We start from the raw sequence: 24,974 nt of genomic DNA, 5'->3' as shown, positions 1-24,974 counted from the left end.
GTGGTTGGGATGAACCGTCCCGAGCCTCACTCCCCTCTCCCTTCCCACGGCAAGCGCCGCGGGCCCCTTCCCTCTCCCCGTAGGGGCGAGGGAGTTACCGCGCTATCCCGCCGGCGGCGAGTACGGCCAGAGTGACTAGCTCACTCGCTGTCGAGGTCATCGGGGCGACCTGGACGGGCTTTTCCATGCCAATGAGCATGGGGCCGATGACTGAGTCCCCGCCTAGTTCGCGGAGCAGTTTCGCGGAGATATGCGCGGATTGCAGGCCAGGCATGATCAGCACATTCGCCGGGCCAGACAGCCGCGCAAAAGGATAGTTCGCAAGCTGCTTCGGGTTCAGCGCGACGTCCGGCGCCATCTCGCCCTCATACTCGAACCCGACCTGCCGACCATCCAGCACCGTCACCGCATCGCGAATGTTGTCGAGCCATTCGCCCTTCGGATTACCGAAGTTCGAATAGCTCAGGAACGCCACGCGGGGCTCATGCCCCATCCGCCGCGCAACCGCCGCGGTCTGTTCCGCGAAGTCCGCCAGTTGCTCGGCGGTGGGCCTCTCGTTGACCGTGGTGTCGGCGATGAACACCGTGTGGCTCTGCCCGACCAGCAGGTGGATGCCGAACGGCGTTTTCCCCGCGACGGGATCGATCACGCGCCGGATCTGGCGCATCGTCTCGCCGTACGTTCGCGTGATGCCGGTGATCATCGCATCGCCCTCGCCGAGCTGAAGCAGCAGCGCGCCGAAGATGTTGCGGTCCTGATTGACCATCCGCTCGCAATCGCGGCGCAGATACCCGCGCCGCTGGAGCCGCGAATACAGGAAGTCGACCATCCTGGGCACCAGCGGCGAGACGCGGCTGTTGTGCAGTTCGAAGCTCTCGGGATCGGCGACGCCCAGCGCGCGCAACCGCTCGGGCACGTCGTCGCGGCCGACCAGCACCGGCGTGCCGTAGCCGCCTTCCTTGAAGGCGATCGCGGCGCGGAGGACGACCTCCTCCTCGCCTTCCGCGAAGATCACGCGCTTCGGGTGCGCGCGTGCGCCTTCATAGGCCATCGACAGCACCGAGGTGGTCGGGTTGAGGCGCGCGCGCAGCGAATGGCGATACGCTTCGATGTCGAGGATCGGCTTGGTCGCGACGCCCGACGCCATTGCCGCCTTGGCGACCGCGACGGGGACGACTTCCATCAGGCGCGGATCGAAGGGGGCCGGGATGATGTAGGTGGGGCCGAAGCTGTGGCTGACGCCATACGCGGCAGCGACTTCTTCGGGCACGCGTTCGCGCGCGAGCTCGGCGATCGCGTTGGCGGCGGCGATCTTCATCGCGTCGTTGATCCCGGTCGCGCGGACGTCGAGCGCACCGCGGAAGATGAACGGGAAGCCGAGCACGTTGTTGACCTGGTTCGGATAATCCGAACGCCCGGTGGCGACGATCGCATCCGGGCGCGCGGCCATCGCCAGCTCTGGGCGGATCTCCGGCTCGGGATTGGCCATCGCGAAGATGATCGGCGCGGGGGCCATGTCCTTGACCATCTCGGGCGTCAGCGAACCCGCCGCGGAGAGCCCCAGGAACACGTCGGCGCCGACCAGCGCCTCGGTCAGCGTGCGCGTCTCGGTGACGGCGGCGTGCGCGGACTTCCACTGGTCGACGCCCTCGCGGCCCTGGTAGATCACCCCCTTGCGGTCGCACAGGATGACGTTGTCACCGCGCACGCCCATCGCCTTGACGAGTTCGGTGCAGGCGATCGCCGCGGCACCGGCGCCGTTGACGACAATCTTGACCTCGGAAAGCTTCCGCCCCGTGAGCAAACACGCGTTGATCAGGCCGGCGGCGGTGATGATCGCGGTGCCGTGCTGGTCGTCATGGAAGACCGGGATGTTCATCCGCTCGCGCAACGCCTGCTCGATGATGAAGCATTCGGGCGCCTTGATGTCCTCGAGGTTGATGCCGCCGAAGGTCGGCTCCATCAGTTCGACCGCGTCGATGAAGCGGTTCACGTCCTCGGTCTTCAGCTCGATGTCGATCGCGTCGACGTCGGCGAAGCGCTTGAAGAGCACCGCCTTGCCTTCCATCACCGGCTTGCTGGCGAGCGGTCCGAGATTGCCCATGCCGAGGATCGCGGTGCCGTTCGAGATCACCGCGACGAGGTTTCCCTTGGCGGTATAGTCGTAGACGGTGGCGGGATCGTCGTAGATCGCCTGCACCGGCACCGCGACGCCGGGCGAATAGGCGAGCGCGAGATCACGCTGCGTCGCCATCGGCTTCGACGCGATGATCTCGATCTTCCCCGGACGGCCTTCCGAGTGGAAGAGCAAGGCTTCGCGTTCGGAGAATTGCAGCGTTTCGTCGGACATGGGCGGGGACCTCTCTCTTTGGCCTGTGTCTTTACGCAGGGGCGCCGGCGATTGGAACTCCTTCTCCCCCTCGGGGAGAAGGTGGCGCGCATGCGCCGGATGAGGGGCGGTTGGGGTGCGCGCCCGAGCCTCACTCCCCTCACCCTCCCACGCTTCGCGCGGGCCCCTCCCTCTCCCCCGGGGGGAGAGGGGTTTTATGGGCGGCGGGTTTTCGCTACCCGCCGCTCATGTCGAACCCCGCCCCTACCCCCATGATGACGCAGTATCTCGGCCTGAAGGCGGAGGCGCAGGATTGCTTGCTGTTCTACCGGATGGGCGATTTCTTCGAATTGTTTATGGACGATGCGCGGATCGCGGCGGGGGTGCTCGACATCGCGCTGACCGCGCGTGGCGAGCATGAGGGCAAACCGATCCCGATGTGCGGCGTGCCGGTGCATGCGGCGACGGTGTATTTGCAACGGCTGATCAAGGCGGGGCACCGGGTGGCGATCGCCGAGCAGGTCGAGAGCCCGGCGGAGGCGAAGGCGCGCGGCGGCTCGAAGGCGCTGGTGGCGCGGGCGATCGTCCGCGTGGTGACCGCGGGGACGCTGACCGAGGAGGCGTTGCTCGACGCGCGGTCGGACAATTGGTGCGTGGCGATTGGCGAGGCTGGCGGGTCCGTCGCCATTGCCGCGGCGGACGTGTCGACGGGGCGGTTCGAGATCGTCGAGGTTGCGGGCGATGCGGTCGAGGCGGAACTGGCGCGGTTTGCCGCGGCCGAGGTTGTCGCTTCGGAGGCGAGCGCTTTCGAAGAGGCGGCGACGACGCTGCGGCCGAAGATCGACTTCGACAGTGGCGCGGGCGAGGCACGGCTGAAGCGATTGTACGGCGTGGCGACGCTCGACGGGTTCGGGCAGTTCGGGCGCGCGGGGCTGGCCGCGGCGGGCGGGCTGATCGCGTATCTGGAGCACAATGCGAAGGGCGCGATGCCCTTCCTGCGGCCGCCGCGGATCGGGCGGGCGGCGGAGACGATGGCGATCGACGCGGCGACGCGCGAGAGCCTGGAGCTGACCTGCACCACCGGCGGCCAGCGTAAAGGGAGCCTGCTCGATGCGGTCGACCGGACCGTGACGGGGGCCGGGGCGCGGCTGCTGGGTGCCGATCTCGGCGCGCCGTTGATGGATAAGGCTGCGATCGATGCGCGGCTCGATCTGGTCCGGTTGTTCCATGACGACCAGGCCGCGCGGGAGAAGTTGCGGTCGACGTTGCGCGCTTTGCCGGACATCGGGCGGGCGCTCGGGCGGCTGGCGGCTGGGCGTGGTGGTCCGCGCGATCTGGGGCAGTTGCGCGATGGGCTCGACGGCGCGTGGAGCCTTGGCGAGCGGATGGACGCGATCGTCGATCCGCCGGTGCTGTTGCGGGAGATCGCGCCAAGATTGCGCGGACACGGCGCGCTGATCGACCTTTTGAAACGCGCGCTGGTGCCGTCGCCGCCGATCGAGGCGTCCGATGGCGGGTACATCGCGGCGGGCTATGACGCCGCGCTCGACGACCTGCGCGATGCGGGCGCTGGTGGACGGCGGGCTATCGCGGCGCTGGAGGCGGAGTTTCGGGCCTCGACCGGCGTCACCGCGCTGAAGATCCGCCACAACGGCGTGCTCGGCTATCATGTCGAGGTGCCCGCGCGCGCCGCCGATCCTCTGATGAAGCCCGAGAGCGGCTTCACGCATCGCCAGACGCTGGCGGGCGTGGTGCGGTTCAATACGCCTGCGTTGCACGAGGTCGCGGCGAAGGTGTCGCAGTCGGGCGCGCATGCGCTGGCGGCGGAGGCGGCGCATCTTGAGGAATTGACTGCGCAGGCTTTGGCAGGACGCGACGCGATTGCGGCAACGGCGGATGCGCTCGCGCGGTTGGACGTGGCCGCCGGGCTGGCGGAACGCGCGGCGGAAGGGGCTTGGGCGCGGCCGTCGCTGGTCGATCACGCGTGTTTCGAGATCGAGGGCGGGCGGCATCCGGTGGTCGAGGCGGCGGTGGCGAAATCGGGCGACCGGTTCGTCGCGAACGACTGCAATTTGTCGGAAAGCTCGCGACTGTGGCTCGTCACCGGGCCGAACATGGGCGGTAAATCCACCTTCCTCCGCCAGAACGCGCTTATCGCGGTCCTCGCGCAGGCCGGGTCGTACGTGCCCGCAACCAAGGCGACGCTCGGGCTAGTCGATCGCCTGTTCAGCCGCGTCGGTGCCTCTGACAACTTGGCGCGTGGCCGCTCCACCTTCATGGTCGAGATGGTCGAGACCGCGGCAATCCTCGCGCAAGCGACGCCGCGGTCGTTCGTGATCCTCGACGAGGTCGGGCGGGGCACGTCGACCTATGACGGCCTTGCGATCGCGTGGGCGGTGGTCGAGGCGATCCACGAGGACAATCGCTGCCGCTGCCTGTTCGCGACACATTATCACGAGCTGACCCGGCTTGCCGAACGCTGCGAGGCGCTGTCGCTGCACCACGTCCGTGCGCGCGAGTGGAAGGGGGAGCTGGTGCTACTTCACGAGCTCGCCGATGGGCCGGCGGATCGGAGCTACGGGCTGGCGGTCGCGCGGTTGGCGGGGATGTCGCCGGTAACGGTGGCGCGCGCGAAGGCGGTGCTGGCGAAGCTCGAGGCCGGGCGCGCGAAGACCGGCGGGTTGGCGGCCGGGTTGGACGACCTGCCGTTGTTTGCGGCGGCGGCGCAGGTGGAAGAGGTGGCGTGCGACGTGCTGCGCGAGGATCTGGCCAAGCTCGACATCGATGCGATGAGCCCGCGGGAGGCGCTCGACGCGCTGTACCGGTTGAAGGCGCTGGCGAACGAGGGGTGACCGCTCCCCTCCCTGGAAGGGAGGGGTTGGGGGTGGGTCGGGTTCCGCATATCCTTGCCGGTGTGGCTCGAGCAGGCCGACCCACCCCCTGCCCCTCCCTTCCAGGGAGGGGAGTCCGTTGCGTCCTCGTAATCGCGTTCGCGTCCTAGTATCTCACGATACGCTGATGCTAGGCGGCGGCCGGATTAGCGGAGCGCGGGCTTTGGGCGGACATCATCACGGGCATTCACATGGCCACGCGCACGCGAGCCACGGCGGCGGCCATTCGCACGCAGGCCACAGCCACGCCCCAGCCTCGTTCGACCGCGCGTTCGCGATCGGGATCGGCCTCAACATCGTCTTCGTCGCGGTCGAGGCGATCGTCGGCTTGCGGATCGACTCGGTCGCGCTGCTTGCGGATGCAGGCCATAATCTGTCCGACGTGCTGGGGCTGGTCGTCGCCTGGGGCGGGACGATGCTCGCGCGCACCGCGCCGACCAAGCGCTTCACCTACGGGCTGAAGGGCTCGACGATCCTCGCCGCGCTGACCAACGCGTTGCTGCTGCTGGTCGCACTCGGCGCGATCGTGCTGGAAGCGTCGCAGCGGTTCTCGGACCCGGCCCCGACCGCCGGCCTCACCGTCTCGATGGTTGCGGGCGTCGGCATCGCCGTCAACGCGATCACCGCATGGATGTTCGCACGCGGCCGCAAGGGCGACGTCAACATCCGCGGCGCGTATCTCCACATGGCCGCCGACGCGCTCGTCTCGGCCGGCGTGGTGATCGCCGGCCTCGTGATCTGGCGCACCGGCCTGACCTGGATCGACCCGGCCGTGAGCATCATCATCGCCATCCTCATTTTCTGGCAGACCTGGGGCCTGCTCCGCGAGACCGTCGAGATGTCTCTGTCCGCCGTCCCCCGCGGGATCCAGTTCGACCATGTCGACGACGCATTGTGCGGTCTGCCTGGTGTCTCCGAGATCCACGATCTCCACATCTGGCCGATGAGTACCACCGAACCCGTCCTGACGGCGCATCTGGTGATGCCCGCCGGTCACCCCGGCGATCGCTTCCTGAGCGACGCCAGGACGATGCTTCACGAGAAATTCGGCATCGGCCACGCGACGTTGCAGGTCGAGACGGGCAATGACCATGACTGCTCGATGGCGGACTCGGCGACCGTCTGAACTTGCCCGTCTGAACTTGGCCGTTTGAACTTTTCCGGTGCTGCATGGGTTACCGTGTCACGCATCAGGAGCAAAGTTCATGAAGAAGCATCTTATCGCAGCGTTGATGTCGGTCGCAGTTGCGACGCCGGCAATGCTGCCGACCGCCGCGACTGCGCAGCGTTACGACGATCGTCGCGACAATAACGACCGTCGTTTCAACAACGACCGTCGTGGAAACGATCGGAACTGGCGTGGCGACGACCGCAACTGGGATCCGTCGCGTAGCTATCAGAACGGTAACTATCGTGAGCGCCGCCTGGGTCGCAACGATCGGATCTATCGTGGCAAGGATGGCCGCGCATACTGCAAGCGCAACGACGGCACGACCGGTCTGGTGATCGGTGCGCTCGGCGGCGGCGCGCTGGCGAACCTGATCGGTGGCGGCACGCTCGGCACGCTGGCGGGTGCCGGTGGCGGTGCGTTGCTCGGCCGGTCGGTCGACCGCGGCAACGTGAAGTGCCGCTGAGCTTCGACGGAAGCTTGAGCGAATGACGAAGCGGCGGCCGAGCGATCGGCCGCCGCTTTCGTATTCAGAGCATGCCGTAGAGCAGCGTGCCGTTCAGGCCGATGATCACTGCGGCGATCACCCAGGCGAGGATCTTCAGCCACGCGGGGCTGACCAGTTCGCCCATGATCGTGCGGTCACCGGTGAACTTGACGAGCGGTACGACGGCGAACGGGAGCTGGAGGCTGAGTACGACCTGGCTCAGCACGAGCAGCTTGGTCGCGCCCGAATCGCCGGTCGCTCCGACGACGAACACGGCGGGAACGATCGCGAGCAACCGCGTAACCAGCCGCCGAGCCCAGACCGGCATGCGCAGGTTGAGGAATCCCTCCATCACGATCTGGCCGGCGAGCGTGCCGGTCACCGTCGAGTTCTGGCCCGACGCGAGCAGCGCGACCGCGAACAGCACGCTTGCCGCGCCCATGCCGAGCATCGGGGCCAGCAGTTCATAGGCCTGGTCGATCTCGGCGATGTCGGTGCGGCCAGCGACGTGGAAGGTCGCGGCGGCGAGGATCAGGATCGAGGCATTAATGAAGAAGGCGAGGCCCAGCGCGACGGTGCCGTCGATCGTCGCCATCGTGATCGCGTCGCGCTTGCCCGCTGCGTCCTTGGCGAACGCGCGGGTCTGGACGATCGACGAGTGGAGGTAGAGGTTGTGCGGCATAACGGTCGCGCCGAGGATGCCGATCGCGATGTAGAGCATCGCCGGGTTGGTCACGATCTCGGTGGTGGGCACCAGCCCGCCGAGCACGCCCGCCCATTCGGGCTGCGCGAGGAACAGCTCGAAGATGAAGCAGCCGGCGATGATCACCAGCAGCGCGACGACGAAGGCCTCCAGCTTGCGGAAGCCGAAACGTTGCAGCGCGAGGATCAGGAACACGTCGAGCGCGGTGAGGACGACGCCGTAGACGAGCGGCAGGCCGAACAGCAGCTTCAGCGCGATCGCCGTGCCGAGCACTTCGGCGAGGTCGCAGGCGATGATCGCGATCTCGCAGAGGAACCAGAGCACGACCGAGACCGGCTTCGAGTAATGCGCGCGGCAGGCCTGGGCGAGGTCGAGGCCGGCGACGATGCCGAGGCGGGCGGAGAGGGCTTGCAGGACCATCGCCATGAGGTTCGACAGCAATACGACCGACAACAGCGTGTAGCCGAATGCGGAGCCACCGGCGATGTCGGTCGCCCAGTTGCCAGGGTCCATATAGCCGACCGCGACGAGATAGCCCGGGCCGACGAACGCGAACAGGCGGCGCCAGAAGGACGCACCTTCCGGAATGACGACGGTGCGGTGACTCTCGGCGAGCGAGTTGGCGAAGCCGGATGCGGGAAGATTGGGGGCTGACATCGGGGGGTGCTTTGCCGGAACGGACGGGGTGGGACAAGGCGTGGCTGGCACGTCGGGCGCCAAATGCACTCGCCCCCTATCCGTGACCCCAGCGAAAGCGAGGGTATCCCGGTTGGCAGGTATCGCTACCCGATCGTGGAGATCCCGGCTTTCGCTGGATGACGGGCGGGCAGGTGTGAAAGGAAGAGCAGCCAAACTACTCCCCTCCCTGAAAGGGAGGGGCTGGGGGTGGGTCGGCCCGATCAAGCCACCACCGTCCGATCATGCGGAACCCGACCCACCCCCGCCCCTCCCTTCCAGGGAGGGGAGAAGGAGGTCAGATCACCTTCATGTCCGCCTGGTAATGATGCCATGCGAAGATCGCCGCCGCGCCGCGGTGTGGGCGCCAGGCTTCCGCCACTTCGCGCGTCAGTTTCTCGCTTGGACGGGTTTCGTGGCCGAGGATGCGCCCGACCTCGATCTGGATCGCGAGGTCGCCCGCCGGCCAGATGTCGGTACGGCCTTCCGCGAACAGCAGGTAGATTTCCGCGGACCAGCGGCCGATGCCCTTGACGCGGACCAGCGCGGCGATCGCCTCCTCGTCGTCCTCAGGCAGGTTGGTGAGATCGAGCCGGCCGCTCGTCACTTCGTCGGCCAGACTCCGTGCGTAGCCGAGCTTCTGGCGCGAGAGGCCCGCGCTGCGGAGCGTCTCGTCGCTGGCGGCGGCGATTTTCAATGGGTCACCCGCGCCGCCGACCACCGCGTCGAGCTTGTTCCACACCGCCGCCGCCGAGGCGACGCTAACCTGTTGGCCTACGATCGTGCGCAGCAGCGTCGCGAAGCCGCGTTCGCTGATCCGCGGCGCCGGGTGGCCGGCATTGCCGACCGCGACCGCGAACGCCGGCTCGATGGCGCACAACGCTGCCATCGCGGTTTCGAGTTGGTCTGCGCTCAGGCCCATAAGACTCGGCTCCATGATGCTTGATCCCGGGCCCGCGCAACGGCATGAACGCAAGAAGATTTTTCGGAGAATGACATGCCCAAGCTTATCGTCGTGACGCGCGAAGGGGAAGAACGCGAGATCATCGGCGAGGCGGGCCTATCGGTGATGGAAGTCATTCGCGACGCCGGGATCGACGAGATCCTGGCGCTGTGCGGCGGCTGTTGCTCGTGCGCCACCTGCCACGTCCATGTCGACCCGGACTTTGCGGCCAAACTGAAGCCGATGGGGCCGGACGAGGATGACCTGCTCGATTCGACGAGTGATCGCGACGAGTTTTCGCGATTGTCGTGCCAGATCGAGCTGACCGACGGGCTGGATGGGTTGAAGGTAAAGATTGCAGCGGAAGATTAATTCCCTTGTCCCTCGCCCCTCCGGGGAGAGGGAGGGAGGCGCGCTTGCGCCGGAAGGGAGAGGGGCTTTGGGATGAATCGTCCCGAGCCTCACTCCCCTCTCCCTTCCCACCGCAAGTGCGGCGGGCCCCTTCCCTCTCCCCGCAGAGGCGAGGGAGTTTGGGTCACCTAGTCGTAATCGCGTACAGCGCGATCGCCGCCGCGTTCGAGACGTTCAGGCTCTCGACCTTGTCCGAGATCGGCAGTTTCGCCAGTTCGTCGCAATGCTGCTCGGTATTCTGACGCATGCCCTCACCTTCCGCGCCGAGCACGATCGCGACGCGCTGCGTGCCCATGGCTTCCGACAGCGTCTGCGTCGCGTGGCCCGTGAGCCCGATCCGCCAGAACCCCGCCGCCGCGATCTCTTCCAGAGCGCGCGCAAGGTTCACCACCCGAATCCACGGCACCGACTCCAACGCACCCGAAGCAGCCCGAGCGATCGTCCCCGATTCCGGCGGCGCATTACGATCCGGCGTGATGATCCCCAGCGCATCGAATGCCGCCGCCGAGCGCATGATCGCGCCGACATTGTGCGGGTCGGTCACCCCGTCGAGGATCACCAGCGGGCGATTGTCGTCCTTGCCGTGCTCCAGCAGATCGGCGAGCCACATGTCCTCGAGCGGCTCGACCTCGATCACCACGCCCTGGTGCGGCGCATCGCCCGGCACCAGCCGCGCCAGATCCATCGCCTCGGCATAAGTCACCGGCACGTCGGCAGGCAGGTCGAACCCGGCCAGCGCCTCGCGCGTGCCGAGGATTTTCCGCACCGTGCGCTCTGGATTGGCGAGCGCAGCGCCCACCGCGTGCTTGCCCCAGAAGCGGGGGCGGCCTGCCGGTGCCTTGCTCGGCCTGTGTCCCTTGCGTGCCATATTCGCTCTCTATCGTGTCTGTGTATGGGGCGTCCTTGTCGGCATTCCGCTCCCGCGGCAACTATGAACCACGAAACTTCGCAAAAGCTGCGTTGACACACCGGGCGCGCTTCGCCATTGAGCCGCCTCGCTTGAGAGAGCGACGTTCGCAAGAGCGGCCTGGACAGGTGGCCGAGTGGTTAAAGGCAGCAGACTGTAAATCTGCCGGAGTTTCTCCTACGTAGGTTCGAACCCTACCCTGTCCACCACCGCCCCAGAGCGGTGATGCACACGATCCCAAAACTTTCGACAGCAAGTTCTTCCGCCCCCGGAAGGAAGTGCGCGTGACATCGGCTCGTGGAGGGTTAGGATCACGGCGACCGTAACGATTTCGGAAGCCGCGTGACCTCAGACACCGCCGTACAGCAGCCCGCCCAAGATCTCGCCGATTCGATCCTCGACACGCTCGTACACCGCATCGGCAAGGATGCGCAGGCCGCGCGGCCGCACGACTGGCTGGCCGCGACGATCCTGACGGTCCGCAACGATATCGTCGAGCGCTGGATGGCCTCGACCAAGACGGCACATGCGGCGGGTGCCAAGCGCGTCTATTATCTCAGTCTCGAATTCCTGATCGGCCGGTTGCTGCGCGACGCGGTGACCAACCTCCAGCGCAACGACGAAGTCACGCGGGCGCTGGCGCTGCACGGCGTCGACCTCGCCGAGCTGGAGGAGATCGAACCCGATGCAGCGCTTGGCAATGGCGGGCTCGGTCGTCTTGCCGCGTGCTTCATGGAAAGCATGGCGAGTCTCGCATTGCCCGCCTACGGCTACGGCATCCGCTATGTGAACGGCATGTTCCGCCAGCGGATCGACGATGGGTGGCAGGTCGAGATGCCCGAGAACTGGCTCGCGCACGGCAACCCCTGGGAGTTCGAACGTCGCGAGAGCGCCTATTTCGTCGGCTTCGGCGGCGAAGTCACGGCATCCGACACCGGCCAGGTCCATTGGAGTCCGTCCGAGGCGGTAGAGGCGACCGCGGTCGACAGCCCCGTGGTCGGCTGGCGCGGCAAGCACGTCAATACGCTCCGGCTGTGGACCGCCCGCGCATTCGATCCGATCAAGCTCGACCGGTTCAACGCCGGCGATTTCTCAGGTGCCCTTGCCGATCAGACGCGCGCAGAAACGCTGACCCGTGTCCTCTACCCCAACGACTCCACCGCCGCCGGGCAGGAACTCCGCCTGCGCCAGGAGTACTTCTTCTCGTCCGCGTCGATCCAGGACATCGTCCGCCGCCACGTCCAGTATTTCGGCGACATCCGCACCTTGCCCGACAAGGCCGCGATCCAGCTCAACGATACGCACCCCGCGGTATCGGTCGCAGAGCTCATGCGGCTGCTGATCGACCATCACGAATTCGCGTTCGACGAAGCGTGGAAGATCACGCGCGCGACCTTCGGCTACACCAACCACACGCTGCTGCCCGAGGCGTTGGAGAGCTGGCCGCTACCGCTGTTCGAGCGCCTGCTCCCGCGACACATGCAGATCGTCTACGCGATCAACGCCAAGCTACTGCGGGAAGCGCGCGGCACAGATGGCATAGACGACCGCGCGATATCCGCGATCAGCCTGATCGACGAGGGTGGCGAGCGGCGCGTGCGGATGGCGAACCTCGCCTTTGCGGGCTCGCACAGCGTCAACGGCGTGGCCGCGCTGCACACGCAGCTGATGAAGAAGACGGTCTTCGCCGACCTCCACAAGCTCTACCCGACGCGAATCAACAACAAGACCAACGGCATCACCCCGCGCCGCTGGCTCCAGCAGTGCAACCCCGGCCTGACCGCGCTGATCCGCGATGCGATCGGTGACGGCTTCCTCGACGATGCCGAAAAGCTGGTCGATCTCGATGTTTTTGCCGACGATGCCGGTTTCAGGGAGCGCTTTTCGGCGGTTAAGCGTTCGAACAAGGTGGCACTGGCAAATCACATCAAGGAGAGCATGGGGCTCCGCGTTGATCCGGACGCGATGTTCGACGTGCAGATCAAGCGCATCCACGAATATAAGCGCCAGTTGCTCAACATCATCGAGACGGTCGCGCTGTACGACCAGATTCGCAGCCATCCCGAACGCAACTGGACGCCGCGCGTGAAGCTGTTCGCGGGGAAGGCCGCATCGAGCTATCACAACGCGAAGCTCGTCATCAAACTGGCCAACGACGTCGCCCGCAGGATCAACGCCGACCCGTCGGTCGGTGGCCTGCTCAAGGTCGCGTTCCTGTCCAATTACAACGTGTCGCTGGCCGAGAAGATCATCCCAGCCGCCGACCTCAGCGAACAGATCTCGACCGCCGGACTGGAGGCGTCGGGCACCGGCAACATGAAGTTCGCGATGAACGGCGCGCTGACGATCGGCACACTCGACGGCGCGAATATCGAGATCAAGGACCGCGTCGGCGACGACAACATCTTCATCTTCGGCATGACCGCGGACGAGGTCGAGGCGAAGCGCGCCAACGGCTATGATCCGCGCAGCATCATCGACGGCTCGAACGAACTCCGCCAAGCGGTGTCCGCGATCGCGTCCGGCGTGTTCTCGCCCGACGACAAGACACGCTACGCCGGGCTGATGGGCGGGCTGTACGAGGGCGACTGGTTCATGCTCGCCGCCGATTTCGACAGCTATGCCACTGCCCAGCGCGCGGTCGACACGCGCTGGAACGACCGCGATGCATGGGTCGCCTCGACCGTCCGCAACGTCGCGCGTGTCGGCTGGTTCTCGTCCGACCGCACGATCCGCGAATATGCGCGCGAAATCTGGACGGTAATGTGAAGCCACCCGAAGGCGCCATTGTTGCCCTCCTCGAAGGGCGTCACGACGATCCCTTCTCGTTGCTCGGCGTCCACAACGGGCCGACCGGCGTGTTCGCGCGCGTCTGGCTGCCCGGCGCGGACAAGGCGGAGGCGCACGCGCTCGACGGCACCGCACTCGGCACCCTGCCTCGCATCGACGATCGTGGCCTGTTCGAGGGGCCTATTGAGGGCGATCCGCAGCCCGTGAAATACCATGCGGAGGCGGGCGAAACGTCGTGGTGGGTCACCGACCCCTATAGCTTCGGCCCCGTACTCGGCCCGATCGACGACCTGCTCATGGCGGAGGGCACGCACCGACGTCTCCACGACAAGATGGGCGCGCACCTGATCGAGCACGAAGGCGCACACGGCGTCCACTTCGCGCTCTGGGCCCCCAATGCGCAGCGCGTGTCGGTGGTCGGCGACTTCAACGACTGGGACGGCCGCCGCCACGCGATGCGCAAGCGCGGCGACGTCGGCGTGTGGGAGATCTTCATCCCCGACATCGCCGAATATCGCGCCTACAAATACGAGATCGTCGGGCCCGACGGGCGGGTGCAACCGCTCAAGGCCGACCCGTTCGCCTTCGCGTCCGAACTACGCCCCGCCAACGCCTCGATCACGCGAAAACTCGCGCATAAGTGGGCCGACACCGATCACCGCAAGCACTGGTCCTCGGTTGATCCCCGTCGCGTGCCGATCAGCATCTACGAAGTCCACGCAGGCTCCTGGGACCGCGACGAGAATGACTGGTTCCTCACCTGGGACGCGCTTGCCGACCGTCTGATCCCGTACGTCGTCGAGATGGGCTTTACGCACATCGAATTCCTGCCGATCAGCGAACACCCGTACGACCCGAGTTGGGGCTACCAGACCACCGGCCTCTACGCGCCCTCCGCGCGGTTCGGCGACGTCGAAGGGTTCGCGCGGTTCGTCGACGGCGCGCATCTCGCTGGGATCGGCGTGCTGCTCGACTGGGTGCCCGCGCATTTCCCGACCGACGCGTTCGGACTGGCGCATTTCGACGGCACCGCGCTGTACGAGCACGAGGACCCACGGCTCGGCTTCCACCCCGACTGGAACACCGCGATCTATAATTTCGGGCGGCGCGAAGTTGCGTCGTTCTTGGTCAACAACGCACTGTTCTGGGCCGAGCGCTATCACATCGACGGCATCCGCGTGGACGCGGTCGCATCGATGCTGTACCGCGATTATTCGCGCAAGGCTGGCGAATGGATACCCAACGAGCAAGGCGGCCGCGAGAACTGGGAGGCCGTCGCGTTCCTCCGCGACATGAACCGCGAGATCTACGGCCAGCACCCGGGCGTCTTCACGATCGCCGAGGAATCGACTTCGTGGCCGGGCGTCTCCGCGCCCGTCAGCGACGACGGCAAGAGCGGCGGCTTGGGGTTTGGGTTCAAGTGGAACATGGGTTTCATGCACGACACGCTCCAGTACATGGCGCGCGATCCGCTGCACCGGAAGCACCACCACGGCGAGATCAATTTCGGGCTCGTCTACGCGTTCAGCGAGAATTTCGTCCTGCCGCTCAGCCATGACGAAGTCGTCCACGGCAAGGGCTCGCTGCTGACCAAGATGCCGGGCGACGACTGGCAGCAATTTGCAAACCTGCGCGCCTATTATGCGTTCATGTGGGGCTATCCGGGCAAGAAGCTGCTCTTCATGGGGCAGGAATTCGCGCAACGCCGCGAATGGTCGGAAGCGCGCGCGCTCGATTGGTGCCTGCGCAACAGTCGCAGCCATGAGGGCGTCCGCAACCTCGTCCGCGACCTGAACACCGTCTACCGCGAGAAGCCGGCTCTACACGCGCGCGATTGCGAGGGCGAAGGCTTCGAATGGCTGATAGCCGACGATGCCGCCAACTCGGTATTCGCTTGGCTGCGCAAGGCCCCGGGCGCAAAGCCGGTCGCGATCATCGCTAACATGACGCCGATCGCGCGAGCCCCCTACCGCATACCGCTGCCGCTCGACGGCCGCTGGTGCGAGATCATCAACAGCGACGCGCATGAATATTGGGGCAGCGGCCTCGGCAATCTCGGCGGCGTCGTCGCGAAGGACGGCGCGGCCTGGGTCACCTTGCCCCCGCTCGCGACGATCATGCTGGAGTTCGAGGAATAAGCTCGACCAATAGGACCGGAACCGGTTCGGGGTCACGAGGCGTTGTACTAACGAACTGGTAACGAAGGCGGGAGAGACGACATGGTGGAACGGCGGGGACAGCCATTGGCGCGCGACGCGATGGCGTATGTGCTGGCCGGCGGCCGCGGCAGTCGCCTGATGGAGCTGACCGATACGCGCGCGAAACCCGCGGTGTATTTCGGCGGCAAGGCGCGCATCATCGACTTCGCGCTGTCGAACGCGATCAACTCGGGCATCCGCCGGATCGGGGTCGCGACGCAGTACAAGGCGCATTCGCTGATTCGCCATCTCCAGAGCGGGTGGAACTTCCTGCGCTCCGAACGCAACGAGAGCTTCGACATCCTGCCTGCGTCACAGCGCATCAGCGAATTCCAATGGTATGAAGGCACCGCCGACGCGGTCTACCAGAACATCGACATCATCGAGAGCCACGCGCCCGAATACATGGTCATCCTGGCCGGCGATCACATCTACAAGATGGATTACGAGCTGATCCTTCAGCAGCATTGCGAGACCGGCGCGGACGTCACCATCGCCTGCCTCGAGGTGCCGCGGATGGAGGCGGTCGCGTTCGGCGTGATGGCGGTCGACGAGCACGACAACGTGACCGATTTCGTCGAGAAACCCGCCGATCCGCCCGCCGTACCCGGCAATCCGGACATCGCGCTGGCATCGATGGGGATCTACGTCTTCACGACCAAGCTGCTGTTCGAAGAATTGCGCCGCGATGCCGCGACACCTGGTTCCGCGCGCGATTTCGGCAAGGACATCATCCCGTACCTCGTCAAGAACGGCAAGGCGGTCGCGCACCGTTTCTCCGACAGCTGCATCCGTTCCGGGCTGGAGGTCGAGGCGTATTGGCGCGACGTCGGCACGGTAGACGCCTATTGGGAGGCCAATATCGACCTCACCGACCCCGTGCCGAAGCTCGACCTCTACGACCGCAGCTGGCCGCTCTGGACTTATTCGGAGGTCACGCCACCCGCCAAATTCGTCCACGCCGACGACGGCCGCCGCGGAGAGGCAGTGTCGTCGCTCGTGTCGGGCGATTGCATCATCTCCGGCTCGTCGATCCACCGGAGCCTGATCTTCACCGGTACGCGAGCGCATAGCTATTCGATGCTCGATCAAGCCGTAATCCTGCCCCACTGCGTGATCGGTCGCGGTGCGCGATTGTCGAAGGTGGTGGTCGATCGCGGTGTGGAAATTCCCGACGGCCTGATCGTAGGCGAAGATGCGGAGGCGGACGCACAACGCTTTCGCCGTACCGACAGCGGTGTGACGCTCGTGACCAAATCGATGATCGACCGGCTGATCGCGTGAGCAATCTGGCGCTGCCTGCTCCCCTCTCTGGAAGGGAGGGGTTGGGGGTGGGTCGGCCTATTGGCTACCGTTCCGCCCGCCCCATACCGACCCACCCCCGGCCCCTCCCTTTCAGGGAGGGGTGCAGCCGCCTCATACCAACCGGAGCGCCTCGATAATGCGCGTCCTCTCGGTAGCCTCCGAAGCCTATCCCCTCATAAAAACCGGCGGTCTCGCGGACGTCGTCGGCGCGCTTCCGTCTGCGCTGGCGCCGCACAACGTCGCCCTGACCACCTTTCTCCCAGGCTACCCCGCGCTCGCTGCGGTCACCAAGCGCGCAAAAGTCGTCCACCGCTACACCGACCTGCTCGGCACCGAAGCGCGCATCCTGAAAGCGAAGATCGGCGACCACCCGCTCCTCGTCCTCGACGCCCCCGCGCTGTTCGCCCGAGGCGGCGGTCCCTACGGCGACGCGACCGGCGCGGACTGGCCCGACAACTGGCGCCGGTTCGCCGCGTTCAGCCGCGCCGCCGCCGATCTCGCCTCGGGCGCAGTCCCCGGCTACGAATTCGACATCCTCCACGCGCACGACTGGCAGGCGGCGATGGCCCCCGCCTATCTCCGCTACGCCCCCGGTCCTGCCAAGCCCGCCAAGACGGTCGTGACGATCCACAACATCGCGTTCCAGGGGCGTTACGGCTACGACATCTTCGCCGACATCGCGCTGCCCGACATCGCCTTCGCGCTCGACGGCGTCGAATATTATGGCGGCGTCGGCTATCTTAAAGCGGGACTCGAAGCCGCCGACGCGATCACCACCGTCAGCCCGACCTATGCTGCCGAAATCCGCCGCGCCGAATTCGGCATGGGCCTCGAAGGCCTGATCAATGACCGCGCCAGCCGCGTGACGGGGATCGTCAACGGCATCGACCCCGCCGTCTGGAACCCCGAAACCGACGCGGCCCTCCGCGCCCGCTACACCGTACGCACACTCGCGCGCCGCCGCACCAACAAGCGCGCGATCGAGACGCTGTTCGGTCTCGATACCGAAGACGGTCCGCTTTTCACCGTCGTCAGCCGCCTCACCGGGCAGAAGGGCATGGACGTGCTCGCCGGCGCGCTCGACGAACTCGTCGCGCTCGGCGGCCGGCTCGCCTTGCTAGGCTCCGGCGACGCGGACCTCGAACTCGCCTTCCTAGCCGCCGCCGAGCGCCACCCCGGCCGGATCGGCGTCCGCATCGGCTATGACGAACCCGTCTCGCACCTGCTCCAAGGTGGCGCCGACGTGATCCTGATCCCGTCGCGGTTCGAACCCTGCGGCCTGACCCAACTTTACGGCCTCGCTTACGGTTGCATCCCCGTCGTCGCGCGCACCGGCGGTCTTGCCGATACGGTGATCGACGCCAACGAAGCCGCGATCGCAGCCGGCGTCGCCACCGGAATCCAGCACGACGGCGTCACGCCCGAAGCGCTCAGCCACGCGCTGCGCCGAACGCTGGCCCTCTATGCACGCCCCGATCGCTGGGCCATGTTGCAACGCAATGCGATGCGCGCGGACTTCTCCTGGGACGAGAGCGGCCGCCGCTACGCAAACCTCTACGCAAGCCTTCTGGAGCCCGCATGATCCGCACCGTTTCGACCACGCCCTACACCGATCAGAAGCCCGGCACGTCGGGCCTGCGCAAGAAGGTGAAGGTCTTCCAGCAGGCCAATTATGCCGAGAATTTCGTCCAGAGCGTGTTCGACGTCGTGGAGGACAAGGCAGGCGCGACGCTGGTGATCGGCGGTGACGGCCGCTTCCTCAACCGCGAAGTCATCCAGGTTGCGATCCGCATGGCCGCGGCGAACGGCTTCGCCCGCGTGATCGTCGGCCGCGGCGGCATCCTGTCGACGCCCGCCGCCAGCCACATGATCCGCAAGCGTGGCGCGATCGGCGGGCTCGTCCTCTCGGCAAGCCACAACCCTGGTGGTCCCGACGAAGATTTCGGGATCAAGTACAACATCGCCAATGGCGGCCCCGCGCCCGAGGGCGTCACCGACGCGATCAACGCGCGGACGCTCGAGATCGATCGCTGGCTGACCGTCGACGCCAACGACATCGACCTCGACAGCGACGGCGAAGTCACGGTTGGCGACATGCCCGTCGAGGTCGTCGATCCCGTCGAGGATTACGCCGCGCTCATGGAGACGCTGTTCGATTTCGACGCGATCCGCGCCGCAAAACTGACGATGGCGTTCGACGCGATGAGCGCGGTCACCGGGCCGTACGCGACCGAGATCCTCGAACGTCGCCTCGGCTTCGCGCCCGGCACGGTCCGCAACGGCGAGCCCCTCCCCGATTTCGGCGGCCACCACCCTGACCCCAATCTCGTCCACGCGCACGAACTCTACGAGACGATGATGGCCCCCGACGCGCCAGATTTCGGCGCAGCATCGGACGGCGACGGTGATCGCAACCTCATCATCGGCAAGCACCGCTTCGTCACCCCCTCGGACAGCCTCGCGATGCTGGCGGCGAACGCGCACCTCGCGCCCGGTTACGCAGGCGGCCTGAAGGGCATCGCCCGCTCGATGCCGACCAGCGCCGCCGCCGACCGCGTGGCCGAAGCGCTCGGCATCCCCGCCTACGAGACGCCGACCGGGTGGAAGTTCTTCGGCAACCTGCTCGACGCCGGCATGGCGACGATCTGCGGCGAGGAAAGCGCCGGTACCGGCTCCGACCATGTCCGCGAGAAGGACGGGCTGTGGGCAGTCCTCCTGTGGCTCAACATCCTCGCGGTGCGCGGTGAAAGCGTCGACACGATCGCCCGCGATCACTGGGCAAAGTTCGGCCGCAACTATTACGCCCGCCACGATTACGAGGGCGTCGAGACCCCGCGTGCCGACGCGTTGATGGCCGCCCTGCGTGCCAGCCTCGCCACCCTCCCCGGCCAGCAGTTCGGCGACCTCACCGTCGAGACCGCGGACGAGTTCGCCTATACTGACCCGACCGACGGCTCGATCAGCCGCAACCAGGGCGTCCGCATCCTGTTCGCGGGCGGCAGCCGCGTGGTGTTCCGCCTGTCGGGCACCGGCACCACCGGCGCGACCCTGCGCGTGTACCTCGAACGCTACGAACCGGTCGGTGGCGATCTCGACCGCGATACCGGCGAGATGCTCGCCAGCATCGTCGCCGCCGCAGAGTCGATTGCGGGAATCGCGCAGCACACTGGCCGCACCGCGCCCGACGTCATCACCTGATCCGCGACGGCCGATAGCATGACGATCAGACGCCGCCGCAGCGCGCTCTACATGCCCGCCTCGAACGCCCGTGCGATCGTGAAAGCGCGGACGCTCGATTGCGATGTCGTCATCCTCGACCTCGAGGATGCCGTCGCGCCCGACGAAAAGGCCGCGGCGCGGGACTGCGTGGTCGAGGCGGTCCGCGAAGGCGGCTTCGGCGAGCGCGAACTGGTCGTACGGGTCAACGGCCTCGATACCCCCTGGTATGCCGACGATATCACCGCGCTCTGCTCAATAGGCGTGGACGCGGTGCTCGTCCCCAAGGTGTCGTCGGTCGCGGACCTGATCGCAGTCTGCGCATCGCTCGGCGAAGATGGCCCGCCAATCTGGGCAATGATCGAGACCTGCGCCGCCATCCTTGCGCTACCCGCCCTCTCGGCAGCGGCGGCTGAAACGCGCCTCACCGCGCTGGTCGCCGGCACCAACGACCTCGCCAAGGAGATGCGCTGCCGCCTCGGCGCCGACCGCAAGCCGCTGATCCCGGCGCTCACCACGACGATCATGGCCGCCCGCGCCGCCGGCATCGTGGCGCTAGACGGTGTATGCAACGCCCTCGACGACCCGGCCCGCTTTACCACCGAGTGCTTGCAAGGCGCGATGCTCGGATTCGACGGAAAGACGCTGATCCACCCCAGTCAGATCGTCGCCGCGAACGCGGGGTTTGGACCGAGCGAAGACGAGTTGGCTTGGGCGCGCACGATCGTTGCCGCCTTTTCCGAGCCCGAGAATGCCGACAAGGGTGCGATCCGGTTAGGCGGTCAGATGGTGGAACGCCTGCATCTTGCCGAGGCTGAAGCGACGCTCGCACGCTGAAGCATCGACGAGCGCGGCGCAGGGATACCTTCCGTCATCCTGACGAAAGTCAGGGTCCAGAGCCATGAAGTGCACCATGCGTTACTTTTGATCTCGACTTTTGTCAGGATGACGGATCGCTTCGATAATGCGCTCCAGCTTCATCCAGCGTTCTTCCGTCGAGTCTCCCAACCCTTCTTCGCAGCCGCCGACTTCGCAGCATCGCTACGCCCAGCCGCCCGCTTTCCGCCCTCGTGCGATGCCGCATGCGTATCGGCCTTGCCGCGACCCGAGCCGGACTTGTTGCCCCCGCCCGAATCCTTGTTCACGCTAGCCCAAGCCCGCGCCTCGGACTCCTTCCCAGGAACGCCGCGCTCCTCATAGCCGTTCGCGATATGCGCGGCTTTGCGCTTCTGCTTGTCGGTATACGCGCTCTTGTCGCCTTGTGGCATCGCCGCTCTCCTCGTCAGAAAGCGTCAACGCTCAACCAAGGACAGCGTTCACCGACCGATCCAGTCCGCCACCTGCGTCGCGACGGTATTCGCCGCCTGATTGATCCCAGCCGCAGCGGACGGTGCGTCGATCGCCGACACCGGCACGCGTGCCTCGAAACGATGCTTCTCGACCGTCGTCTTGCCCACGCGCGTCAGCGACGCATCGAACGTCACCACGGCCTCGCGAGTCGTCGCGTCGAGCCCGAACGATCGCAACTCGCCGCCCAGCAACCCACCCGGATCGCCGACCGACTGCGCCGTCGACAGCACGACCAGCCCGGTGCGCGCCGCAACGGTATCCGACACCAGCCGCGAGAACAGCCGCGCCGGGGGCTCGGCCCACTGCGCGTCGGTCACGTACGCGATCGAGGTCGGCGTCGCCTGCACCGGCACGCGCGCGGTCGCCAGCGACTGCGGCACGACCGGGACCTGGATCGTGATCGACTTTGCGGTCGCCGAATCCTGGTTCTGGCCGACCGGCACCGACGATGCACTCGTCAACGTCAGCAGCGTGGGGGGCGGTTTCGCGCCGAAGCTGATGCACCCGGCAAGTGGCAGCATCGCGATCAGGATGAGCGGTGTCTTCATGGCGTGCCTCACTTACCCTTGTAATCCGGGAGCTTCTGCTGCCCGATCAGCGAACTCGCACCCTGCTGGTCGACCTTCTCGGCGACCGACGACAGCGCTGCCGCAGTCGTCCGAAGGTCGCGGACCAGGCGGTTGGCCTCGGGGATCGTCGTCTTGGAGAATGCCTGCAAGCCCGGCCGCGCGTCGCCGATCGCAGCGTTGAGCGTCTCCGCGCTGGTCTGCGCCGACACGATCGCCTTGTTCAGGTTCGCCATCGCCGGCTTCACCTCCTCGGACAGGACACCGTTGGTCGTCTGAGCCAGTACGCCGAACTGTTGTGCGGCATCGCCCGCCTGCTGGATAGCAACCCGCGTCTGCGCGAGCGTCGCGGCAATCTCGGGCCCACGATCGGCAAGCGCGTCGGTCAGGCGGTTGGTGTTCTCGAGAATACCCGCGATCGATGCCTGGTTACGATCGGTCAGCAAGCCGGTCAGGCGCTCGGTCAACGTCGACAAGCGCTCAAGCAACTGCGGCGCCGAGTTCAGGATCGCGCCCAGGCCACCAAGCTTGGTCGGGATCACCGGCACGCCGTACGGGCACTCGGTCGGCGTCTTCGTCTCCGGGCAGCCGATCGCCGGCGCGCCCTTGCGTGCGCCATCGAGCGAAATCTGGCTGACGCCCGTGAAGCCGACGCCCGAGATCGACGCGGTCGTACCCTGCAGCACCGGCGTCTCGTCGTTGACGCTGATCCGCACGCGGACGAACTGCGGATCGTTCTTCCACAGCGAAATCGTCTTCACCTGACCCGACGGGACGCCCGAGAACACCACGGCAGAGCCCCGCGCGAGCCCGTCGACCGACTGGCGGAAGAAGATGTCGTATTCCTTCTCTTCCTTGCCGCCGATCCGCGCGATCCACACGGTGAACAGCGCCAGCAGGGCCAGCAGGATCAGCACGACGGCGCCGACTAGGACGTGGTTCGAACGGGTTTCCATCAGCGCGTCCTTGCTTCTTTCTCGGCGTATGTCGCGTCGGCGTCGTCCGGCGCGGACTGCTTGGACTGGACTTCAGTAGGGTGTCGGGCTGCTTCCTCGTCGGCGCGCTCGTGCGCCTCCTGAGTCGCGACCGCGGCACGGCCGCGTGGCCCCTTGAAATATTCTTCGATCCACGGGTGATCGAGCGCGATCAGCTCGTCGATCGTACCGACCGCGATGACCTTCTTGTCGGCCAGCACCGCAACCCGGTCGCAGATCGCATACAGTGTATCGAGATCGTGCGTGATCAGAAACACCGTCAGCCCGAGCGTCTTCTGCAACGACTGGGTCAGCCCGTCGAACGCGGCGGCACCGATCGGATCGAGGCCGGCAGTCGGCTCGTCGAGGAACAGCAGTTCGGGATCGAGCGCCAGCGCCCGCGCCAAGCCGGCGCGCTTCTTCATGCCGCCCGACAGCTCGGCGGGAAACTTGTTCGCGGCATCGGCAGGCAGGCCCGTCATCACCACCTTGTACGACGCGATCTCCGCGAGCAGCGCCGGCGACAAATCCGGATAGAACTCGCGCAACGGCACTTCGACGTTCTCGGCCACCGTCAGCGTAGAGAACAGCGCACCGCCCTGGAACAACACGCCCCAGCGCTTGCGGATCTCGGTCGCCTCGGTTTCTTCACGGCCGATATTGGGCTCGCCGAAGACCGTGACCTCGCCCGCGACCGGCGTCTGGAGGCCGATGATCGAGCGCATCAGCACCGACTTGCCCGTCCCCGAGCCGCCGACCACGCCAAGGATCTCGCCGCGCCGTACGTCGAGATCGAGCCCCTCGTGCACCACCGAATCGCCGAACGCGTTCTTCAGCCCCTTCACGGAGATGATGAAGTCGTCGGTCTTGTTGTTCGTCTTGCGGGCCATCAATCCCAACCCAGCCAGGTAAAGAACACCGCAAAGAATGCGTCGAGGACGATCACCAGGAAGATGCCCTGGACGACCGCGGAGGTGGTGCGCAGGCCGACCTGCTCCGCGTCCGATTCGACTTGCATGCCCTGGAAACAGCCCGCGATCGCAATGATCGCGCCGAACACCGGCGCCTTGATCAACGAGATATACAGGTCGGTGATCGGTACGACTTCGCGGATACGCGCGATGAACGTCACCGGCGGGATACCCAACTGGACCCAGCATAGCAGTCCGCCACCGATGATCGCGATGATCGACGCGTAGAAGCCGAGCAGCGGCATCATCACGATCGCGGCGAGCACGCGGGGCAGCACCAGCGCCTCCATCGGCGAGACGCCGATCGTCCGCATCGCGTCGATCTCTTCGGTGAGCTTCATCGTGCCGAGCTGTGCCGCGAAGGCCGAACCCGAACGACCGGCGACCATGATCGCGGTCATCAGCAGGCCAAGCTCGCGGATCGTCAGGCGGCCGACGAGGTTGATCGTGAAGACCTCGGCACCGAACTGACGCAGTTGGACCGCGCCCTGCTGCGCGATGACCATGCCGATCAGGAAGCTCATCAGCCCGACGATGCCGAGCGCGGCGACGCCGACGACCTCGAACCGCTGGACCACGGCGTTGAACCGGAAGCGCTGCGGGTGACGGATGACGCTGCCGAACGCGATCGTAGTCGCGCCGAGAAACCCGAGCAGGCCGAGCATCGTCTTGCCCGACAGCACGACCGCGTCGCCGATCTCACCGACCACGCGGGAGAGCGCGCTGACCTTTACAGGCCGGGCGGCGATCGGCTGATCGGACGCGACGACCTGGTCGAACAGCGCCTGGTCGTTCTCGTCGAGCCCCTCGATCGTCGCGTCGTTGCGCGCCGCGAACCGGTGGACGACCCATGCGCCGATCGTGTCGATCCGGTCGACGCCACTCAGGTCGACACGCTTCACCGAAGCCGCGTCGATCGCCTCAAGCCGATCGGGCAAATTGCCGATCTTTGCGAGCGACAGATCGCCGGTAAAGCGAAGCGTGCCGGTATCGGCACCGTCCTGCTGGAAATCGGCCATCGCGCTCATCGGGGGCACCTTTGCGGCAAAGTGACTGGATCGGCAAGATGAATGCGGCGTAAGCCACGACG

At 66.4% G+C, this 24,974-nt stretch carries 19 protein-coding genes and 1 tRNA gene; 11 read left to right on the top strand and 9 right to left on the bottom strand.

Annotated features, from left to right (window positions below):
• Positions 1-94 precede the first annotated feature (94 nt).
• Positions 95-2,350 (bottom strand): NADP-dependent malic enzyme, encoded by a 2,256-nt coding sequence (locus tag U1708_RS02250; protein ID WP_332742283.1) that lies wholly within the window; start codon positions 2,348-2,350, stop codon positions 95-97.
• 251 nt (positions 2,351-2,601) lie between these two features.
• On the opposite strand from U1708_RS02250, the gene mutS reads away from it, so the two are divergent.
• From mutS to U1708_RS02235, 3 genes are all read left to right on the top strand, one after another.
• The gene (mutS, locus tag U1708_RS02245; protein WP_332742281.1) at positions 2,602-5,181 is read left to right on the top strand and encodes a DNA mismatch repair protein MutS; all 2,580 of its coding nucleotides are present in this window, start codon (positions 2,602-2,604) and stop codon (positions 5,179-5,181) included.
• Between the two features lie 202 nt (positions 5,182-5,383).
• Positions 5,384-6,346, top strand: coding sequence for a cation diffusion facilitator family transporter (locus tag U1708_RS02240; RefSeq protein ID WP_332742279.1), 963 nt, complete (start codon positions 5,384-5,386; stop codon positions 6,344-6,346).
• 79 nt (positions 6,347-6,425) lie between these two features.
• Positions 6,426-6,854: a glycine zipper 2TM domain-containing protein gene (locus U1708_RS02235; protein WP_332742277.1), complete on the top strand. Its 429-nt coding sequence runs from the start codon at positions 6,426-6,428 to the stop codon at positions 6,852-6,854.
• Positions 6,855-6,918: 64 nt separating this feature from the next.
• On the opposite strand, the gene U1708_RS02230 is transcribed toward U1708_RS02235, so the two are convergent.
• Positions 6,919-8,235 (bottom strand): Nramp family divalent metal transporter, encoded by a 1,317-nt coding sequence (locus U1708_RS02230; protein WP_332742275.1) that lies wholly within the window; start codon positions 8,233-8,235, stop codon positions 6,919-6,921.
• A gap of 316 nt (positions 8,236-8,551) precedes the next feature.
• Positions 8,552-9,175: a DNA-3-methyladenine glycosylase family protein gene (locus U1708_RS02225; RefSeq protein ID WP_332742606.1), complete on the bottom strand. Its 624-nt coding sequence runs from the start codon at positions 9,173-9,175 to the stop codon at positions 8,552-8,554.
• 75 nt (positions 9,176-9,250) lie between these two features.
• On the opposite strand from U1708_RS02225, the gene U1708_RS02220 reads away from it, so the two are divergent.
• The gene (locus U1708_RS02220) at positions 9,251-9,568 is read left to right on the top strand and encodes a 2Fe-2S iron-sulfur cluster-binding protein (protein WP_107963842.1); all 318 of its coding nucleotides are present in this window, start codon (positions 9,251-9,253) and stop codon (positions 9,566-9,568) included.
• A 163-nt stretch (positions 9,569-9,731) separates the two neighbouring features.
• Here U1708_RS02220 and rlmB read toward each other — a convergent pair whose 3' ends face one another.
• Positions 9,732-10,475 (bottom strand): 23S rRNA (guanosine(2251)-2'-O)-methyltransferase RlmB, encoded by a 744-nt coding sequence (rlmB, locus tag U1708_RS02215; protein ID WP_332742269.1) that lies wholly within the window; start codon positions 10,473-10,475, stop codon positions 9,732-9,734.
• A gap of 161 nt (positions 10,476-10,636) precedes the next feature.
• Here rlmB and U1708_RS02210 point away from each other — a divergent pair.
• From U1708_RS02210 to U1708_RS02180, 7 genes are all read left to right on the top strand, one after another.
• A tRNA-Tyr gene (locus tag U1708_RS02210) sits at positions 10,637-10,723 on the top strand.
• Between the two features lie 133 nt (positions 10,724-10,856).
• Complete coding sequence (locus tag U1708_RS02205) at positions 10,857-13,283, top strand: glycogen/starch/alpha-glucan phosphorylase (protein ID WP_332742267.1); 2,427 nt, start codon at positions 10,857-10,859, stop codon at positions 13,281-13,283.
• Positions 13,280-15,442, top strand: a complete 2,163-nt coding sequence (gene glgB, locus U1708_RS02200; protein ID WP_332742265.1) for a 1,4-alpha-glucan branching protein GlgB — start codon at positions 13,280-13,282, stop codon at positions 15,440-15,442. The genes U1708_RS02205 and glgB overlap by 4 nt, the downstream gene beginning before the upstream one ends.
• Positions 15,443-15,526: 84 nt before the next feature.
• Positions 15,527-16,786, top strand: a complete 1,260-nt coding sequence (gene glgC / locus U1708_RS02195; protein ID WP_443029917.1) for a glucose-1-phosphate adenylyltransferase — start codon at positions 15,527-15,529, stop codon at positions 16,784-16,786.
• A 157-nt stretch (positions 16,787-16,943) separates the two neighbouring features.
• A complete protein-coding gene (gene glgA / locus U1708_RS02190) occupies positions 16,944-18,389 on the top strand; it encodes a glycogen synthase GlgA (RefSeq protein WP_332742261.1) in 1,446 nt (481 codons plus the stop codon).
• Positions 18,386-20,005, top strand: a complete 1,620-nt coding sequence (locus U1708_RS02185) for an alpha-D-glucose phosphate-specific phosphoglucomutase (RefSeq protein WP_332742259.1) — start codon at positions 18,386-18,388, stop codon at positions 20,003-20,005. Before glgA ends, U1708_RS02185 begins: the two co-directional genes overlap by 4 nt.
• A gap of 18 nt (positions 20,006-20,023) precedes the next feature.
• Positions 20,024-20,860: an HpcH/HpaI aldolase/citrate lyase family protein gene (locus U1708_RS02180; protein ID WP_332742257.1), complete on the top strand. Its 837-nt coding sequence runs from the start codon at positions 20,024-20,026 to the stop codon at positions 20,858-20,860.
• A 140-nt stretch (positions 20,861-21,000) separates the two neighbouring features.
• Here the strand turns inward: U1708_RS02180 and U1708_RS02175 are convergent, their stop codons facing one another.
• From U1708_RS02175 to U1708_RS02155, 5 genes are read right to left on the bottom strand one after another with little or no spacing between them, the layout of a single operon-like run.
• Positions 21,001-21,291 (bottom strand): plasmid stabilization protein, encoded by a 291-nt coding sequence (locus U1708_RS02175; RefSeq protein ID WP_332742256.1) that lies wholly within the window; start codon positions 21,289-21,291, stop codon positions 21,001-21,003.
• 48 nt (positions 21,292-21,339) lie between these two features.
• Positions 21,340-21,921, bottom strand: a complete 582-nt coding sequence (locus U1708_RS02170) for an ABC-type transport auxiliary lipoprotein family protein (RefSeq protein WP_307087033.1) — start codon at positions 21,919-21,921, stop codon at positions 21,340-21,342.
• Positions 21,922-21,929: 8 nt separating this feature from the next.
• Positions 21,930-22,895, bottom strand: a complete 966-nt coding sequence (locus U1708_RS02165) for an MlaD family protein (protein ID WP_332742253.1) — start codon at positions 22,893-22,895, stop codon at positions 21,930-21,932.
• Positions 22,895-23,803 (bottom strand): ABC transporter ATP-binding protein, encoded by a 909-nt coding sequence (locus U1708_RS02160; RefSeq protein ID WP_332742250.1) that lies wholly within the window; start codon positions 23,801-23,803, stop codon positions 22,895-22,897. Before U1708_RS02160 ends, U1708_RS02165 begins: the two co-directional genes overlap by 1 nt.
• A complete protein-coding gene (locus U1708_RS02155; RefSeq protein ID WP_332742248.1) occupies positions 23,803-24,912 on the bottom strand; it encodes an ABC transporter permease in 1,110 nt (369 codons plus the stop codon). The genes U1708_RS02160 and U1708_RS02155 overlap by 1 nt, the downstream gene beginning before the upstream one ends.
• Between the last annotated feature and the right edge of the window lie 62 nt (positions 24,913-24,974).

The organism is Sphingomonas arabinosi (assembly GCF_036663715.1).
In the GTDB taxonomy this organism is placed as follows: domain Bacteria; phylum Pseudomonadota; class Alphaproteobacteria; order Sphingomonadales; family Sphingomonadaceae; genus Sphingomonas.
Note: the sequence above shows the minus strand (reverse complement) of the source record. Positions and strands in the feature narration are given on the sequence as shown.